The 17,320-nt window shown below is 57.9% G+C and carries 19 protein-coding genes; 8 read left to right on the plus strand and 11 right to left on the minus strand.

Annotation, left to right across the window (positions count from 1 at the left end; all coding sequences use genetic code 11):
- Position 1: 1 nt before the first annotated feature.
- The 3 genes from B7444_RS08665 to B7444_RS08675 all read right to left on the minus strand — a co-directional run bounded on the left by B7444_RS08665 (position 2) and on the right by B7444_RS08675 (position 3,678).
- Positions 2-358: a nucleoside triphosphate pyrophosphohydrolase family protein gene (locus B7444_RS08665; RefSeq protein WP_007282620.1), complete on the minus strand. Its 357-nt coding sequence runs from the start codon at positions 356-358 to the stop codon at positions 2-4.
- A 13-nt stretch (positions 359-371) separates the two neighbouring features.
- Positions 372-2,225 (minus strand): phosphomethylpyrimidine synthase ThiC, encoded by a 1,854-nt coding sequence (gene thiC, locus B7444_RS08670; protein WP_231502884.1) that lies wholly within the window; start codon positions 2,223-2,225, stop codon positions 372-374.
- 235 nt (positions 2,226-2,460) lie between these two features.
- On the minus strand, positions 2,461-3,678 hold the full coding sequence (locus B7444_RS08675) for a PQQ-dependent sugar dehydrogenase (RefSeq protein ID WP_231502883.1): 1,218 nt from the start codon (positions 3,676-3,678) through the stop codon (positions 2,461-2,463).
- 80 nt (positions 3,679-3,758) lie between these two features.
- On the opposite strand from B7444_RS08675, the gene B7444_RS08680 reads away from it, so the two are divergent.
- Both B7444_RS08680 and B7444_RS08685 read left to right on the plus strand, forming a co-directional pair.
- Positions 3,759-4,298 carry a DUF1543 domain-containing protein gene (locus tag B7444_RS08680; RefSeq protein WP_007282623.1) on the plus strand — a complete coding sequence of 180 codons (540 nt, stop codon included), beginning with the start codon at positions 3,759-3,761 and terminating at the stop codon, positions 4,296-4,298.
- 33 nt (positions 4,299-4,331) lie between these two features.
- Entirely contained in the window at positions 4,332-4,676 is a 345-nt protein-coding gene (locus tag B7444_RS08685) for a gamma-glutamylcyclotransferase family protein (RefSeq protein WP_007282624.1), read from the plus strand.
- A gap of 68 nt (positions 4,677-4,744) precedes the next feature.
- On the opposite strand, the gene hemA is transcribed toward B7444_RS08685, so the two are convergent.
- Positions 4,745-5,956, minus strand: coding sequence for a 5-aminolevulinate synthase (gene hemA / locus B7444_RS08690; protein ID WP_007282625.1), 1,212 nt, complete (start codon positions 5,954-5,956; stop codon positions 4,745-4,747).
- Positions 5,953-6,906, minus strand: a complete 954-nt coding sequence (locus B7444_RS08695; protein ID WP_231502881.1) for a LysR family transcriptional regulator — start codon at positions 6,904-6,906, stop codon at positions 5,953-5,955. Before B7444_RS08695 ends, hemA begins: the two co-directional genes overlap by 4 nt.
- Before the next feature lie 112 nt (positions 6,907-7,018).
- Between B7444_RS08695 and B7444_RS08700 the strand changes: the two genes are divergently transcribed.
- Positions 7,019-7,723 carry a pirin family protein gene (locus tag B7444_RS08700; protein ID WP_035729895.1) on the plus strand — a complete coding sequence of 235 codons (705 nt, stop codon included), beginning with the start codon at positions 7,019-7,021 and terminating at the stop codon, positions 7,721-7,723.
- Between the two features lie 133 nt (positions 7,724-7,856).
- Positions 7,857-8,216, plus strand: coding sequence for a hypothetical protein (locus tag B7444_RS08705; RefSeq protein ID WP_007282628.1), 360 nt, complete (start codon positions 7,857-7,859; stop codon positions 8,214-8,216).
- 43 nt (positions 8,217-8,259) lie between these two features.
- On the opposite strand, the gene B7444_RS08710 is transcribed toward B7444_RS08705, so the two are convergent.
- Complete coding sequence (locus B7444_RS08710; protein ID WP_007282629.1) at positions 8,260-9,255, minus strand: EAL domain-containing protein; 996 nt, start codon at positions 9,253-9,255, stop codon at positions 8,260-8,262.
- A gap of 230 nt (positions 9,256-9,485) precedes the next feature.
- Between B7444_RS08710 and B7444_RS08715 the strand changes: the two genes are divergently transcribed.
- Positions 9,486-10,772, plus strand: a complete 1,287-nt coding sequence (locus B7444_RS08715) for an MFS transporter (RefSeq protein WP_007282631.1) — start codon at positions 9,486-9,488, stop codon at positions 10,770-10,772.
- Here the strand turns inward: B7444_RS08715 and B7444_RS08720 are convergent.
- From B7444_RS08720 to B7444_RS08735, 4 genes are all read right to left on the minus strand, one after another.
- The gene (locus B7444_RS08720) at positions 10,769-12,376 is read right to left on the minus strand and encodes an NAD(P)/FAD-dependent oxidoreductase (protein ID WP_007282632.1); all 1,608 of its coding nucleotides are present in this window, start codon (positions 12,374-12,376) and stop codon (positions 10,769-10,771) included. The two genes, B7444_RS08715 and B7444_RS08720, sit on opposite strands and share 4 nt — an antisense overlap.
- A complete protein-coding gene (locus B7444_RS08725) occupies positions 12,373-12,990 on the minus strand; it encodes a TIGR00645 family protein (protein ID WP_007282633.1) in 618 nt (205 codons plus the stop codon). The genes B7444_RS08720 and B7444_RS08725 overlap by 4 nt, the downstream gene beginning before the upstream one ends.
- A 61-nt stretch (positions 12,991-13,051) precedes the next feature.
- Positions 13,052-13,375, minus strand: a complete 324-nt coding sequence (locus B7444_RS08730) for a ribbon-helix-helix domain-containing protein (RefSeq protein WP_007282634.1) — start codon at positions 13,373-13,375, stop codon at positions 13,052-13,054.
- Positions 13,376-13,401: 26 nt separating this feature from the next.
- A complete protein-coding gene (locus B7444_RS08735; RefSeq protein WP_035729957.1) occupies positions 13,402-13,983 on the minus strand; it encodes a DJ-1/PfpI family protein in 582 nt (193 codons plus the stop codon).
- 169 nt (positions 13,984-14,152) lie between these two features.
- Between B7444_RS08735 and B7444_RS08740 the strand changes: the two genes are divergently transcribed.
- The 3 genes from B7444_RS08740 to B7444_RS08750 are packed head-to-tail and all read left to right on the plus strand — an operon-like array spanning position 14,153 to position 16,739.
- The gene (locus tag B7444_RS08740; RefSeq protein WP_035729878.1) at positions 14,153-15,121 is read left to right on the plus strand and encodes an ABC transporter ATP-binding protein; all 969 of its coding nucleotides are present in this window, start codon (positions 14,153-14,155) and stop codon (positions 15,119-15,121) included.
- Positions 15,118-15,942: an ABC transporter permease gene (locus B7444_RS08745; RefSeq protein ID WP_007282637.1), complete on the plus strand. Its 825-nt coding sequence runs from the start codon at positions 15,118-15,120 to the stop codon at positions 15,940-15,942. Before B7444_RS08740 ends, B7444_RS08745 begins: the two co-directional genes overlap by 4 nt.
- Positions 15,939-16,739: an ABC transporter permease gene (locus tag B7444_RS08750; protein ID WP_007282638.1), complete on the plus strand. Its 801-nt coding sequence runs from the start codon at positions 15,939-15,941 to the stop codon at positions 16,737-16,739. Before B7444_RS08745 ends, B7444_RS08750 begins: the two co-directional genes overlap by 4 nt.
- Before the next feature lie 2 nt (positions 16,740-16,741).
- On the opposite strand, the gene B7444_RS08755 is transcribed toward B7444_RS08750, so the two are convergent.
- Positions 16,742-17,317 carry a DUF805 domain-containing protein gene (locus B7444_RS08755; RefSeq protein ID WP_007282639.1) on the minus strand — a complete coding sequence of 192 codons (576 nt, stop codon included), beginning with the start codon at positions 17,315-17,317 and terminating at the stop codon, positions 16,742-16,744.
- Positions 17,318-17,320 lie beyond the last annotated feature (3 nt).

Here is a 17,320-nt window from a genome sequence, read left to right on the forward strand (position 1 = left end):
CTCAGGGCAGTTTGGTGGAACGGTATTGGCCGCCTTTGCGCGGACGAATGCCATTAGCACGAAGTTCGTCTGCGAGGCGGATTCTTTCGCTTAATTCTGCCCAGACCTGATCGCTGTCCAGACCACGCGCTTTCCAGAGCTTTTCAAGCTGGACAAGGAATGCGGCACTTTCCCGCACCAGTCCCCCCCGGTCGTTGATCATGACATGCAAAACGCAGTTTGCTGCCGAATTACCCAGCCGTGTTGCCAGCTTCGTGACTTTGCGGGTTTTCCGGAATGGGACAAGGTCTTCCTTAAGCGGCATTACGACATGATGAGGGTGATGGCCTGCAGAAGCAAGGCCACCTCCCCCAATCATTCCGCAGAACCGGTTATTCCGCGATCGTTTCTACTTCATTTTCCGGAATATAGAGTTTGCCACCCCGCTCCTGAAAAACTTCGCTCATCTGCGCCATGCCATCCTGACGCTCCGCCTCGCGGCGAATGTCATGACTGATCTTCATGGAACAGAATTTCGGACCGCACATGGAACAGAAATGTGCCGTTTTGTGCGCTTCCTTGGGCAACGTCTCATCATGGAAACTCCGGGCCGTGTCCGGATCAAGCGCCAGATTGAACTGGTCCTCCCACCGGAACTCGAACCGCGCCCGTGAGAGGGCATCGTCCCGCAACTGAGCGGCTGGGTGCCCCTTCGCCAGATCGGCGGCATGCGCTGCGATGCGGTAGGTAATCACGCCTGTTTTGACATCAGAACGGTCCGGCAGACCCAGATGCTCCTTTGGTGTGACGTAACAGAGCATAGCCGTGCCGAACCAACCGATCATCGCGGCACCGATACCAGACGTGATGTGATCGTAGCCCGGCGCAATGTCGGTCGTGAGCGGGCCAAGCGTATAGAACGGCGCTTCCCCACATTCCCTAAGCTGCTTGGTCATGTTGACCCTGATCTTGTGCATCGGCACATGACCCGGCCCTTCGATCATGACCTGACAGCCCTTGGCCCAGGCCACCTTCGTCAGTTCACCCAGCGTTTCCAGCTCCGCAAACTGCGCAGCATCATTGGCGTCGGCGATTGAGCCCGGACGCAGGCCATCCCCCAGGGAGAAGGTAATGTCATAGCGACGCATGATGTCGCAGATGTCTTCGAAGTGCTCATACAGGAAGCTCTCGCGATGATGAGCCAGACACCATGATGCCATGATGGAGCCGCCACGCGAGACAATGCCTGTCGTACGCTTTGCCGTCAGCGGAATATGCTGAAGGCGGACACCGGCATGGATCGTGAAGTAATCGACGCCCTGCTCGGCCTGCTCGATCAGCGTGTCCCGAAAGATCTCCCAGGTCAGCTTCTCGGGAACGCCATTCACTTTTTCCAGCGCCTGATAGAGCGGCACCGTCCCGATCGGGACCGGAGAATTCCGCATGATCCAGTCACGGATATTGTGGATGTTCCGCCCCGTAGAGAGGTCCATCACTGTGTCTGCACCCCAGCGAATGGACCAGACCAGCTTCTCGACTTCTTCTGCGGCGGACGACGTCACAGCCGAATTGCCGATATTGGCGTTCACCTTCACGAGGAAGTTGCGGCCAATGATGACAGGCTCAAGCTCCGGGTGATTGATGTTCGCAGGGATCACGGCCCGTCCACGCGCAACTTCCTCACGCACGAATTCCGGCGTGATGAACGCTGGAATATCTGCCCCGAAATCCTCGCCATCCGCACGGCGCTCTTCGGCTCCGGCAGCCATTTCAGCACGGCAGACGTTTTCGCGGTGGGCAATATAGATCATCTCTTCCGTGATGATCCCGGCCCTTGCGTATTCATACTGTGTGACGTGCTTCGCGCCCTCGCCAGAATACACATCATGTGGTGCCGGACAGGCTGGAACAGCCTGTGCCTCGCTGGCAAAACCGTTGTCTTCCGGCTTGACGGTACGAGCGTCGACTTTCTGAAACCCACGCTTTGCCAGCCATGCTGCACGCGGCGTCGAAAGGCCTTTCTCCACATCAATGCTGACGGACGTGTCTGTATAAGGGCCGGACGTATCATAGACACGCACAGGCTCTTCATTCGCCGAAGGATGCAGGGCAATCTCGCGATACGGCACCAGAATGTCCGGACGTCCCGGCGCTTCAGACCACTTCTTGCATGACCCCTGGATTGGGCCCGTCGTCACATGACCGACAGCCGGACCTTTATTCAGATTGTTTGGAATATCACCCATGGTCGCCCCCTTTTTCGCAGCGGGGGCAACAGCATGGCTCACCGGCAGCGCCGGTTATGCTGTGTTTCATCACCATTCCCTCCGCCGGTTCTAACCGGATCAGGTTTCCCGAGCGCAGGATGCGCCCGGCAGGGTCGTCACACCGCAGACTTTTCAGCCCTTCAGTGACCTCTCAGCTTCTTGTGGCGAAGCTCCCCCTGGTGAGGGCAACACTCATCGCATTGGCGTCATGCTGTCAATGCGTTTCCCCGTGAACATCACTTTTCGCAATCCGTAGAAGTGTGCCGTTGTGGTCTTCGGAAACCAGAAGACTCCCATCTGCCATTTCCGCCACGGAAACCGGAGCCCCCACCGGCGAAAGGGGAGTACGTCCCTCCCAGCCCCAGACCAGCGGTTCAGGCACGCCTACGGGCTCCCCACCCGCACTGATTTTCAGGGTCATGATCCGATGACCGGTCTTCCGATAACCATGATACGGCACCACGAGTTGCCCTTGCAGATCCGGAAGTGCGTCTCCCTGGTACGCCAACAACCCGAGCGGCGCGGCATGGGCCGGAAGCAACAAAGCAGGTTTCTCCATGTCCGCGCAGGCATGATGCGGGTATTCCGGACTGGGCAGATTGTTATCGAAGCAATAGGGCCAGCCATAATTCGCCCCGGGACGGATCACGTCATAGGTGTCGTGCGGCAATGCGGTATCAGACAGATTGGGATCGGCCTTGTTGATGGCGTCCCGTGCGTTAACAGCCGCAACCAGCGTTCCATTCGGCAGCACTGCCAGCCCCATGCTGTTGCGCAGACCCGTCGCGACCAGTTTTGCATCTTTCCAGGCAACAGCGCCTGGTCCCGGACGAACGCTCACAATGCTGGCGCGGGGCGGGTTTTGCGCTGTTTCGGAACAGGCTTTCTGCGCATCGGGAGCATCGTCATCCGGCGTCTCACAATGGTCGGTTGCCGACCCGATATTGATGTACAGTTGCCCATCTGGCGCAAAGGCCAATGCTGTCAGAGGATGTCTCCCCGTTTCAGGCAACCCTGTGACGACATCCCGCATTTCGGGTTTCGTCCCGGACAGATCCACGCGGACGATCCGGCCGGCCACGCCCATATAGAGCGCACCATCTGGCCCCGCGACCAGCGCGCTCGGCTTATCAAGCCCGGACAGCAGAACTTCCAAAGGGGCATGACCGTCCTGTTTCAGCCGGAGCAGCCTGCCTTGGCCTTTTCGCCAGCCGCCCATATCCAGCACGAACACATCGTGCCCGATGATCGTTACCCCGCGAGCAAACCCCAGATGGCTGGCCACCAGTCCCACACACAAACCGGGACGTGTCTTCAGGAAGACCTTGGGGAAGCCGTCACAACTGTCCTGCGTCTGATAATCCCGCGCAGACGCAGCTCCCAAAGGGGCAAGGACCGCAAGAAGGGCGGCAATTCTGAGGACAGACAGCATCTGGGGATATTCCTTCATGAAGTTCTGTTTCTAACCAGTCTGCCATCCCGTTGCCATTTCCAATGTCGTGACCTGCCGACATGAAAATTGTTATGACGTTCTGGAAACGAGGAGACTGTTTTTTGAAACTGTATGTCTTTTATCTGGGCGGGAACGCTCCGGGCGCGAATATCGAAGTCCATGACGTTCAGTTCGCAGTCGCTGAAAAGCCGGAAGATGCCTACCCTTCCCTTGGAGAACGCTGGTTCGGCATCCGGAAATCTCTGCATGTGGACGCTTATGGCGTAGTTTCATGGGCAGACGGTCACGCCGTAACCCTCGGCAAAACCAAACCAACTTCTGACAAGACACTCTATTTCATCAACATGGGCGGTTACGCTCCCGGTGAACTCAAGGAAGAACACGCGTTCACGTTCCTGGTTGCCAGTTCAGAAGCAGAAGCCAAGGCGAAGGCAAAACAGCGCCTGCTCGTCGGCTATGATCATCAGCACCGGGACAATTTCATGGAAGTCGATGACTGCCTTCCGCTGGAACAGATTGACGGCCTCTATATTACCCTTACCCCACAGGAAGATGGTCAGCCTGTCGCGGCCCTCTGGCAGGGCTACCAGCGTATCTGACATCCTGCGTTCCTGGCATTCTGGAGGCCACCCATGACGGACCCGACTATCTTCCTCTTCTCATACGGAACCCTGCAACAGGACGAGGTGCAGCTGTCCTCGTTCGGCCGCCTGCTCCATGGAGAAGACGACGCCATGACAGGCTACACGACGTCCATGGTAGAGATTACGGACCCGGAAGTCCTGCGAGCCAGTGGCAAACGCTTTCATCCGGTGGTCATACCGAGCAACAATCCGTCGGACGAAGTACCAGGAAAGGTTTTCCACATTACGGAGAAAGAGCTGAAAGCGGCAGATGCATATGAAGTCTCGGACTACAAACGCATCGAAGTCACACTCCGCTCAGGTCGTTCGGCCTGGGTTTACGTCCAGGCGTGATTCCCATTTCCCTATAAAAAAAAGCAGCCATTTCTGGCTGCTTTTTTTATGGGCGATAAAGCGCTTGCTTAGGCAGCTACAGACCGCTTGAGCTGACGCTCACGCCACAGCGTGGAGACGGCTTCGACCAGCTCATCAATCGCCTCATTGGTATGAAGCGGCGTCGGCGTCAGACGCAGACGCTCCGTTCCGCGCGGTACGGTCGGGAAATTGATCGGCTGGATATAGTGACCAAACCGGTTCAGCAATTCATCCGACAGGTCCCGGCAAAGCTCGGCCTCGCCCACCATAATCGGCACGATATGGCTCGGATTGCTAACATGAGGAATGCCAGCCTTGTCGAGCGCCGCACGCAGATAGGCAACCGCACGCTGCTGCCCCTCACGCTCGGCACTACTGCGCTTGAGATAACGCACACTGGCCAGAGCACCGGCCGCAATCATCGGCGGCAGAGCCGTAGAGAAAATGAAGCCTGAACCGAAAGAGCGCACGAAATCGCAAAGTGGTGCAGAGGCTGCAATGTAGCCGCCCACGACGCCATATCCCTTGCCCAGCGTCCCTTCGATGACCGTCAGACGATGGGACAGACCCAGTTTCTCAGCCACGCCAGCGCCATGATCGCCATACATGCCAACGGCATGGACCTCATCGAGATAGGTCATGGCGCCATATTTGTCGGCCAGATCACAGAAAGCTTCGATCGGAGCAATGTCGCCATCCATGGAATAGACGGACTCGAACGCGATGATCTTCGGAACATCCGCTGGGAGTTCTTTCAGACGACGCTCCAGATCCTCAACATCATTATGACGGAAAATCTGCTTTTCAGCACGGGAATGGCGGATGCCTTCAATCATGGAGGCATGGTTCAGTTCATCCGACAGAACCACACAGTTCCGCAGACGGCCTGCAATCGTTCCCAGCGTGACCCAGTTGGACAGGTAGCCCGAATTGAACAGCAGTGCGCTTTCCTTACCGTGCAGGGACGCCAGTTCTTTTTCCAACTCCACATGATAGTGGTTCGTACCGGAAATATTGCGCGTACCGCCTGCGCCTGCGCCCGTCTCATCAAGGGCGTCGTGCATCGCCTTGAGAACTTCCGGGTGCTGCCCCAGGCCGAGATAATCGTTGGAACACCACACTGTGACGTCACGACCGAGCCCATGATGATAGGCTTTCGGAAAATTGCCGGACCGGCGTTCAAGTTCCGCAAAGTAACGGTAGCTGCCATCAGCACGCAGACCGTCCAGGGCTGACTGGAACATCGCATCATAATTCATCGCGTTTTCTCCTGCGCGGCACTGTAATCCTGTGAAATCTTCCCGCCAAGTACCCGCTCCAGATAGGCCAGCAGAACGCGCAGACGAGCGGGCATCTGCTGGCGTGTAGCACCACACCCGACGACCATGAACCAGACCGACAGAACGTTTCCCTGCCATCCGGGCAAAGCCTCGACCAGTCGGCCTGCATCCAGATCTTTCCGCAGCATGAAATCGGGCAAAAGTGCCAGACCTGTGCCGTTTCTGAGCGCGGGGAGCAGCATGTCGCCACTATTGACCGTCATTCGTCCATGCAGCCGCACAGACGCCTGTTCACCATTCTGGTGCGTAAGCCGCAACAGATCGGGAAGGTCGGCATTCGCGTAGAGCAGCCCTGCCTTGCCCGACAGATCCTCAGGAGTCTCCGCAGGCCCGAGTCTCGCTTTTAGATCGGGCGAACAGACCAGCCTCATCATGGATCGACAGAGGAGATGAGCCCCGCCACTTGAGATTGGAGGCAGTTCGCCCGGCGTAATACGCACTGCCGCTTCGAACCGGCCACCCAGCAGGTCCACAGTCCGGTCATCCAGATCAATATCCATGGAAATTTCCGGATATCGTTCAAGAAACCCGGGCAGGACCGGCCCCAACATATCCAGACCGAACCCCATTGGCGCCGCGAGCCGTATTGTCCCGCGTGGATTAGCCGCCCCTTCCCGCAGTTCCGCTTCCAGCCACTCCCCATCTGCCAGCATGCGTCGCGCGCGTTCCAGGCAGGCAACGCCCGCTGATGTCAGGGATAGATGGCGCGCGCTGCGCTGAAAGAGCGTTGTTTTCAACCGGTGTTCCAGTCGGGCAATGACCTTGGACACAGTCGGTGCGGAAAGCCCGAGTGACCGGGCCGCAGAAGCAAACGAACCGCTTTCCGCAACGCGGGCGAAGACGGCCCAGCCTTCAAGATCAGGAAGCATCAGCATTCTTCTTCACGACGTTTCTGGAAACCTTACATTTCCATCATTTCCATTTTCTTTATCTTGGTCCAGCCCCATGTTGGAAGTCAGAACAAACCAACAGGAGCACACCATGCTCGACATCAGACCCTTTTCTTCACTTGGACACGCCAATCACGGCTGGCTGGACGCCCGGCATCATTTCTCATTCGCTGGCTACATGGATCGTCATCGCATGCACTGGGGTCGCCTGCGTGTATGGAACGATGACAGGATCGAGGGCGGAACCGGTTTCGGCGCGCATCCACACAAGGACATGGAAATCATCACCTATGTCCGTACCGGCGCCATTTCCCATGAGGACAGTCTGGGAAACAAAGGACGCACGGAAGCTGGCGATGTTCAGGTCATGTCCGCGGGTAGCGGAATCGTCCATGCGGAGTTCAACAAGGAAACCGAGGACACCACCCTGTTCCAGATCTGGATCATTCCCAATGAAACAGGGGGCACACCGGGCTGGGGAACCCGACCTTTTCCGAAAGAGGCGCGTAACGGGCGGTTCGTCACACTCGCATCCGGTTTCAGGGATGACGACGCCCTGCCGATCCGGGCCGAGGCCCGCGTCCTCGGGGCTACTCTGAAAGCAGGCGAAACACTGACGTTCGAAACGCGCCGGGAGAATTTTTCTTACCTCGTGCCCGCGACCGGCAGCCTTGAAATAGAAGAAAAGACCATCGCCACACGAGACGGAGCGGCCCTGACCGACGTGGAACGCATTGTTATGACTGCGAAAGAAGATGCCGAGATCGTTCTGGTCGAAAGTGGCCCGCTCGACTAATCAAAATGCGGCGGAAACATCACGCAAAGGTGTGTTCCGCCTCATGCTACAGAACCATGGTTTATGCGTTGTTAATGCAGGGCCAAGTCCCTCCGGATGCGGCCAGTCCCTCCCATGCTGAGGAGTACAGGTCATGACAACCACCATCGAAACCAAAGGCCAGAAAGAAACCTCCCTGTTCGTCCGTTTCGGCGACTGGCTCAGCAATGCCAGCATGGACAGGTCAGGACTGACGGAAGTCACCATCCGGCTAATGCGTGATGACTGCCATCTGGCAACCAGAGTCAGTGAACTCCATAACACTGAAGCAAACCCTCTCACGCCTCAGGAAGTCGAAACCTTAATGGGTGAGAAACATCTTAACTACATTGCCGAGCAGACCGGTCAATCACTCGAAGCAATTGAGAATGCCCTTACGGGAGTTCTGCCCATGCTTGGCAAGCTCCTGCGCGTCGATCCTGAGCGCCTGTTTCAGTATCAGTGTAAAATCTGATACGCGCCTGACAGCAGGCCCAAGTATAGCCTGCTGTCATTTTTCATAGCCCTTCTGCCGTGCGGCTCATCCTGCGCCGACGAACCTTTCCCTCCATACCTGCAAAACGTTCGGCAATCTGGGCAGTGGTCTCTGCTGGCGACAGCGCCATGCCGGAGGCTTCAATACATCCGGCTTTCTTAACGAACTCCAGTTGCGCCTGAGTGTCGACCCCTGTGGCGCGAATATGAAGACCCAGCGCCCTGACGGCATCCAAAGCAGCCTTGAAAAAGGCGACCGCCCCCTCATCAAGTTCCGGCACATCTCCTTGCAGCGACCAGGAGAGGCTGGATGCCGACAAAACAGATGCATCAAACTGAACGCCGTCCAGTAAACCGCTGATGGCACGGTCCCGCAGAAGCGTGAGGCTGGACGTTGCTGCCCCAAAGCCATTCGTAAAGATCTGCACGCCCCGATCCCGCAGAGACGCAAGCGTGTAACAGACCTCCCGCTCACCCTGTGCAATGCCACTTTCCTGAAAAACCAGATCCAGACGGGAAACAGGAAAGCCCGTCTGTTCCAGAACGTCATTCAGCCGCTTGTTGAAAGCAATGTCCGGAGCCTGATCGTCTTCCAGAGAGACCATCAATCGCATATCGTCCGGCCAAGTTGCGGCCTGGGCACAAGCTGCCTGAAGGAGTTCAAGGTCAAACTCCCGCTGCTGCTGGTCAAGTGATTTCCGGCGACTTCGGCGGACGGTCCGTCGCGGGATAGCCAGCCAGAGCTGGCTCATATCAACCTGCGCGCCAATCAGCTTCTCCATACCCCCACGACTTCCCGTCATGCGTGGCAGCCACCTCAAGGGCGGCAGAGCACTTTTCTGGCGGGCACGGCGACTGCGCAGGGTTGTGGCAAACATGCCAGCACTGGGTGGAGAAGCAGGCGCCACAGAACGACTGTTTTCCAGCCAGTTCTTCTTGGTCTCTCCTGCCACCTCCAGGCCACGAGGCGTTGCCGTCCCGTAACTGACCTCCTGTCCTACATCATCCAATTCGGACATCTCCTGTTCTATCCAGACAGGAAAATGACGCCAGACCCCTAATTTTCCCTTAACAGCCCGCGTTTTTCTCCTCACTTTACCGTGTAATCTCAGCGCATCCAGCTGAAACCCTGCATGCTTATTCTTCGTTCGCTCAATCAGGACAAATCTGCTACCGATTCGTATCTGCGGATTTTCCGTACCACTTCCTTCAAGCGTGCAGGTTCAATCTGCCTGTCAGGACATTGTTGATGACGGACGCCTCTTCCCGCTCCGCCCCGAACACGTCTTCCCGAAGCTCTCTCAAGGCTCTTCTTCCCTACTGGCAGGTTACTTTCGCCTCTTTTCTGGGATGGTTTCTGGACGCCTTTGACCAGACGTCCCTGATGTTCACGCTACCAGACATCGCCCATGAATTCGGCTGTACCATTGGCGCTCTGGGCATGATCCTGACAGCCCAGTCCTTCGGCCGCGCCATTGGCAATACAAGCTGGGGATGGCTGGCGGATCGCTATGGGCGCCGTCTGGCGTTCATGCTGGGTGTCGTCTGGTTTGGTGTATTTTCCGCCATGACGGGCCTGTCTCATGGATTGCTGATGCTTGGCATCGTGCAGTTCCTGTTCGGGATCGGCTTTGGCGGCGAATGGACCGCCTCGGCAGCCCTTCTGATGGAGAGTGTGCCTGCCTGGACGCGGCCAATGGCGTCCGCGCTCATGATGTCGGGCTATGAGGTAGGATATTTTGCGGCGGCGGGTGCGCAGGCTCTCATTCTCCCGCATTACGGCTGGCGGATGCTGTTCTTCATCGGTTTGGCCCCGGCGCTTCTGGCCATTTTCATCCGGCTTGGCGTGAAAGAGAGCCCGGTTTGGCTCCGCAACCGTGCGCAACGTGCGGCAGGACAGGCACGAACGCCGACACAGCCGCTTCCAAAGGTCCGGTTTCGGCTGGACGCAGGGGCGATTCAAGCCATCGCCTTCATGGGCTTTCTGGAATTTCAGAAGGCGGCCATCTACACGTTTTATCCCACGATCCTCCGCGGCTCCCATCACCTGACGCCGCAGGACGTTTTCATCCCGATTACGCTTTACTGCATCGGCTCTTTCAGCGGAAAAATCCTTTGCGGATGGCTGGCCGAACGCTTCGGTGATCTGAAAGTCATGCTGGGTGCGATTGCCATTGTCGTGCTGACGATCTGGCCGTTCCTGAGCGCTCCGTCATGGAACATGCTGCTGACAGCCGCCTTCATCATGGGGGCCGCCGCTTCCGGGATCTTCGCACTGGTGCCGCATTATCTGGCCAAGTGCTTCCCGTCTGAAACACGCAGCTTTGGAATGGGATTGGGTTACGCTCTTGGCTCCATCGGGCAGGGTATCGCCGGATGGCTCATTCCGGGCATCGGACGGACACCGATTACCCTGCCGCTGACAGCCGAAGCTTTCGTGGTGGGATCAAGTGCCGTGACGGCGGGTATCGCCCTGCTTCAACCGAAAAACCTTCCGGGCGAAACCATGGAAGGTGATGAAGAAGCAGCGCCTTAAAGAGACGCTGCCAGCCATTCCGCTGTGCGGATGCCATCAATCCCGGCGGACAGGATACCGCCGGCATACCCCGCCCCCTCACCCGCCGGAAACAGACCACGCAGGGTCGGGCTTTGTCCGTCCCTGTCGCGCTGAAGACGGATGGGCGATGATGTGCGGGTTTCAACGCCTGTCATCACGGCATCCTCCATCGAAAAGCCCTTCAGCTTACGCTCGAAACGCGGCAGCGCTTCACGGATGGCTTCACAAACGAAATCCGGCAGACACAGCGTCAGATCAGTTGGGGTCACGCCCGGCTGATAAGACGGGACAACGTCCCCCAGCGTTGTGGACGGGCGCCCCACCAGAAAATCACCAACCCGCTGTGCCGGGGCACGATAATCGCTTCCCCCTGCCACGAATGCCGCCTTTTCCCATTTCCGCTGGAACGCGACACCACCCAGAACATCATCCGGGAAATCTTTTTCAGGCGTGACTTCCACGACAATACCACTGTTCGCATTCCGCTCGGCACGGGAATACTGGCTCATGCCGTTGGTCACGACCTGTCCGATCTCGGACGTTGCCGCCACGACCTGCCCACCCGGACACATGCAGAACGAATAGACCGAACGTCCGTTGGAGGCATGGTGCACCAGCTTGTAATCCGCCGCGCCCAGGATTTCATTCCCCGCATAGGAACCAAAACGGGCCGTATCGATAACGGATTGTGGATGCTCGATCCGGACCCCGATGGAGAACGGCTTGGCGTCCATGGCGACATCGGCCTGACGCAGCATTTCGAACGTATCGCGCGCTGAGTGCCCGACGGCGAGAATCACGCGCTCCGCTGGTAGGGTTTCGCCCGTTGAAAGACGAAGCCCCCGCAAGCGGCGCTCCGTTCCCTCACCTTCCATTTCGAAACCCTCAACACGGGTTTCGAACCGGTATTCCCCGCCCAGACGTTCGATTTCTTCACGAATGAACATGACCATCGAGACGAGACGAAACGTGCCGATATGGGGCTTGGAGACGTAGAGGATTTCTTCCGGCGCACCGGCCCGAACGAACTCCTCGATAACGCGCCGCCCGAGGTTTCGCGGATCGGACACACCGGAGTAGAGCTTGCCGTCCGAGAACGTGCCTGCACCGCCTTCACCGAACTGCACATTGCTTTCGGGCGTCAGAACAGATTTGCGCCACAGGGCGAAGGTGTCCACCGTCCGAGAACGGACATCCTTGCCGCGTTCGATGATGATCGGCTTGAGGCCCGCCTGTGCCAGCGTCAGAGCCGCCATGATTCCGCATGGCCCTGCCCCCACAACCACGGGACGCGGCATGCCTTCCGGCAATATCGCCTTCGGAAGATGATAGCTTGTATCTGGCGTTTGACGGATGTGCTGATCGCCCTCATGAGCCGCCAGAACAGCCGCTTCATCCGCAACGTCACAGTCAATACTGTACACGAGAACAATATGACCGCGCTTGCGGGCGTCATAGCCGCGACGGGCGATCTTGAAATCTTTAAGGGCATCAGACGCAATATTCAGGCGCGTCAGGACTGCCTCCCGGAGCGCACCTTCCGGATGTTCCAGAGGCAGGCGCAGTTCTGTCAGACGGATCATGCGTCGTGCTTTTCTTTATTTTGGGCGGTGTCAGGCTGCGGGTCGGCGTGATGCGTGTCCGGGGAGCCTTCCATGATGCGATCCATGATGGCCATCAGAACACCGGACACGACGAAGGCCAGATGAATTCCAACGCTCCATTCCAGAGCACGCGTGGACGTACCATCCACGCGGATGAAATCAGCCAGAACATGAATGGCTGACATGGCGACGATGGACGCCATGAGCTTGATCTTGATGTCCCCGAACGTCACGTGGCCAATCCAGGACGGATAGTCCTCATGATGACGGATATCGAGACGGGAGACGAAGTTCTCGTAACCTGAGAACATAACGATCAGCAGCAGGTTCGCCAGCAGGACGAGATCGATCAGATCCAGCACGCCCACAAAGACGTCATCAAAGTCCAGACCGGTAGCCTTGAGAACCAGACCCAGAAGCTGCTGGAAGAATTTGAAAGCAACCAGAAGTAGCCCGATGGTCAGGCCGAAATAAAGCGGTGCGGCAATCCAGCGCGTGGCAAAGAAAGCGCGTTCCATTGCTTTTTCGGCACGGCCGAAGCTACCTGAATGACCAGTGAGGCGCTGGCCCTGCGGAGAAGAAGGAGTCGTCATGCCCCTTCTCTACGATCTTGCGCCCCGGTCCGCCAATGCCTCTTTGCTGCAATGCCCCGGTTTAACCGACCTTTCGCAACGGAAGGGGCTGAACAGCCACACACTCTGATGCACCCCGGACCTGACGTTCGCGGTCCAGATAGCGCAGGCAACTGATACGCAGGAAAGACGCCATATTGGGAAGCTCGCCCCGAAGTTCCAGAATTTCATCCGAAAGATTGGTGATGAGCTGATTGACGGTCATGCCATCTGCCGCGGCAATTTCCGTCAAGACATCCCAGAACATGTTCTCCAGCCGGATCGTGGTGACGACACCATGAATCCGCAGGGACCGTGTCCGGCTTTCATAAAAGATCGGATCGGCGCGGACGTAGAGTTCACACATGGCGGGTCTTTCCCTGCGAATACAAATCAGGCTTCGATCTTCGTGCCCAGAACCTTCAGAAACTGGCCGATCCAGGCCGGATGTGCTGGCCATGCTGGGGCCGTCACGAGCTTGCCGTCCGTCACAGCACCATCAATCGCGATCGCCTGATAGTCTGCGCCTGCGAGGATCATTTCAGCACGACAGGCCGGATAAGCGGAAACCTTGCGGCCAGAAATGACATTGGCAGCGGCGAGCAGTTGCGGACCATGGCAAACGGCAGCAATCGGCTTATCGGCCGTCACGAAGGCCCGGATCAGGTCCAGCACGCTCTCATCTGTGCTGAGCTGTTCAGGTGCACGCCCACCTGGAATGACCAGCGCATCGTAATCATCCGCTTTCGTGCCCGCATAGGTGGCGTTGAGCGTGAAGTTGTGGCCGCGCTTTTCGGTGTAGGTCTGATGACCTTCGAAATCGTGGATGGCGGTCGCCACCTGCTCGCCAGCCTTCTTGCCCGGAGACACCACATCCACCTTGTGCCCAACCATCAGCAGCATCTGGAAGGGCACCATGATTTCGTAATCTTCAACGAAATCACCTGCGAGCATGAGAATACGTTTACCAGCCATGAGATCATCCTGACGATCGAGGTTCAAAAGATGGACTCCTTCTTACCGTATGCAGAAGGACTGTGGGTAATAGGTGGTAACGACACACTGCCCTGTCACCCACTTGCCGGAGAGGCAAAGCTGCCTCAGAACTGTTGGCGATATTGCCTGTCAGGGACCGCGTTCATCCATGAAGACTGCCGCCGCGATCGAGGTCCGTGACCTCCGCAAGACGTATCAGGTCCGCGATGGCGGAAGCTGGCGTGGAAAGACGCGTGAAATCACGGCGCTGGACGGCATTTCCTTTACTGTTCCGGCTGGTGAAATTGCCGGGTTCATCGGTCCGAACGGGGCGGGGAAATCCACGGCCATCAAGATCCTGTCCGGCATTCTTCGTCCGACATCCGGCACGGTACGCGTTGGGGATCTGGTTCCGTGGGAGAACCGGATTGCGCATGTGGCGCGCATTGGCGTGGTGTTCGGGCAGCGAACGCAGTTGTGGTGGGATCTGTCCGTCGCCGAAGGGCTGGCGCTTCTGCGCGATATTTACAGCGTGGAGCCAGAACGGTTCAGACGGAACCGGGACCGTCTGGCTGAGGCGCTGGACCTGAATGGCATCATGGACCAATCCGTCCGCCAGCTGTCGCTGGGGCAGCGGATGCGGGCGGAAATTGCTGCGGCCCTGATCCATGATCCGGATGTGGTCATCCTCGATGAACCGACGATCGGGCTGGATGCGCCTTCCAAGCTGGCGGTACGTGCTTTCGTGAGGGATCTTCGCCGGGAACGCGGCACGACAGTTCTCCTGACCACCCATGACATGCACGACATCGAAGCTCTGGCCGACCGGGTGATCGTCATCGGGCATGGCCGTATTCTGGCGGACAGCCCATTTGAGGCGCTTCAGGCCACAACACTGTCCGAACGCATTCTGGAAGCCGATTTCACGGGACCGCCGCCGGACCTGTTCCTTCCAGACGGCGCTGTGGAAACCGAGCGCGGAACACGCTGCGTGACCATCACGTTCGATCCGCAACGCCTCCCTGCTCCGGCCCTTGTTGCGCACCTTTCCAAGCTGCCGGGTCTGGGCGATCTACGGATCGGCCGCCCGGCGATTGAAGAGATCATCACACGCTTTTACGCGGATCATGCCTCGTGACGATCCGCCCGTATGTGACGTCCTTCGTCCTGCAATGGAAAATCGGGCTGCGGTACCGCCTTGCCGTTTTGGCGGGACTGGTTGCGCAGATGTGGTTCGGGGCGATCTCGCTGATGGCCTATGCGGCCGTGTATCACCACGCCCCCGACGTGAATGCGCCGATGACGCTTCGACAGGCCATGACCTACACATGGATTCAGCAGTCGTTTTTCACGCTGCTCCCTCTTGGCTGCCTACCCGCGATTGGCGAGGCCGCAAAGAGTGGGGCGATTGTCTATGATCTGCTTCGCCCGGTGGATCTGTGGAACTGGTGGCTCTCCGCGTCCCTTGCCCGTCTTCTGGGTAACGCAGTTCCCCGTGCCATTCTTCTGGCTGTCGTCGCTGGTCCTCTGGCAGCACTCGTCGGGCTGAACGGCTGGAGCCTCGCCCCACCCGCGTCTTTTGAAGCCGCCCTTCTGGCGGTTGTATCCTTTGTTCTGGGGGCCTTCATTTCAGCCAGCATCGTGATGTGGTGGAACATCATCGCCGCTCGCACCCTGTCGCCCCTTGGCACCTATGCCGTGGGAACGCCTTTGGCTGTTCTGCTGTCTGGCATGCTGTTGCCGCTTCCGCTTTATCCGGACTGGGCGCGGGAACTGCTGCTGCTCCAGCCCTTCGCAGGCATTTCGGATATTCCGATCCGGCTTTACATGGGCATGCCCATTCCGGGTGGCATTCTGGCGGCTCTTGGGATCCAGTGTTTCTGGCTACTGGCACTGACCGTTATCGGACGTTTCTGGATGAATCGCACCGTGTCGAGGATGGAGGTTCAGGGCGCATGAATGCCTTTACGCTCTATCGTCGGATGGCTGGCGCCTCGATCAAGGCGCAGCTTCGCTATCCCGGAACCTTCGCCCTTCAACTTGTCGGCAATTTTGTCACGACGCTGCTGAGTTTCTTCGGCATCTGGAGCCTGTTCCACAGGTTTGGCAGCATTGCGGGCTGGGATATTGGAGCAGTCGCCGTTCTGTATGGACTGGTGAACGTCTCTTTTTCAGTAGCCGAAACGCTTGGTCGTGGCTTTGATGTTTTCGGCAGCGAATACGTCAAGACCGGTTCGTTTGACCGGCTGTTGCTTCGCCCACGCTCAACGCTGGTTCTTCTGCTCGGGCATGAACTTCGCCTGCGCTCGATCGGTCGTTTTCTTCAGGGCGCGTTTGTTCTGGGAGCGGGTTTCTGGCTGTCCCCTCATGTCTCGTGGAATACGGTGTGGCTCCTGCCCTGGGCTGTCATGGGCGGAGCTGTGATGTTTCTCGGCATCCTGATTGGTCAGGCTGCTCTGTGTTTCATCACGGTGGAGGGGCTGGAGGTCGTGAACGTGCTGACCTATGGCGGCGTGGAAGCGGGACAGTACCCGCTGACCATGTTCGCTCGATGGCTGCGGCGTTTCCTGACATGGGCCCTTCCGCTCTCCGCCGTCTGCTACTACCCGGCCCTCGCCATGCTGAACCACCCGGACCCGCTGGGAATGCCGGTTTGGTTCGGCCTCCTGTCCCCCGCCATGGGCTTCGTCTTTCTCGCCCTCATGGTGCTGTGGTGGCGGCGCGGAGTTGCAGGGTATGTCTCCAGCGGGAGTTGAGGCTATTTAGCCGGATAGCCCCACTTGTTGATGCGAGGGTCGGTGTCGAAGCACATCATGATGAACAGCGGAATTATTCCAATTATCGTGAAATAAAGCAGGACCCACCACCCCGAACGGCCGCTGTCATGCAGTCGCCGCACCGAAACGCTGAGGTCCACGACAAAGAGGTAAATCCACGCAAAAAAGCTGGCAATGCCCAGCAGCCCGATAACTACTCCCCCGTTATGTCTGAGATCATGGGAGATCAGAGACGACAGGATGGAGCAGAAAATCACGAAAATCCTGAAATACCAGTATTCCTTCCTGCGAGAACGGCCCTGAAAATCGGTGACCTTCCGAAAACAGGAACGGATGGCCTCTGCGAAAGATATATCCGCGGCCGGGGACGCCACCTGAACATCCAGGAACACATTATTCGCCATCGTACCCCAAGGCTCGAAATCGACCCGCTGCCCCTTCATGGGGGCCAGAGCCTCCCGCCAGTTCGTCTTCGAAAAGGAATACCGGACGTCCTGATCATTCAGGATCACGCCTTCGCCCGTCAGAGTGTCAAATCCGAGAACCGTCCCCTTCATGGG

The organism is Gluconobacter thailandicus F149-1 = NBRC 100600 (assembly GCF_000964465.1).
Taxonomy (GTDB): domain Bacteria; phylum Pseudomonadota; class Alphaproteobacteria; order Acetobacterales; family Acetobacteraceae; genus Gluconobacter; species Gluconobacter thailandicus.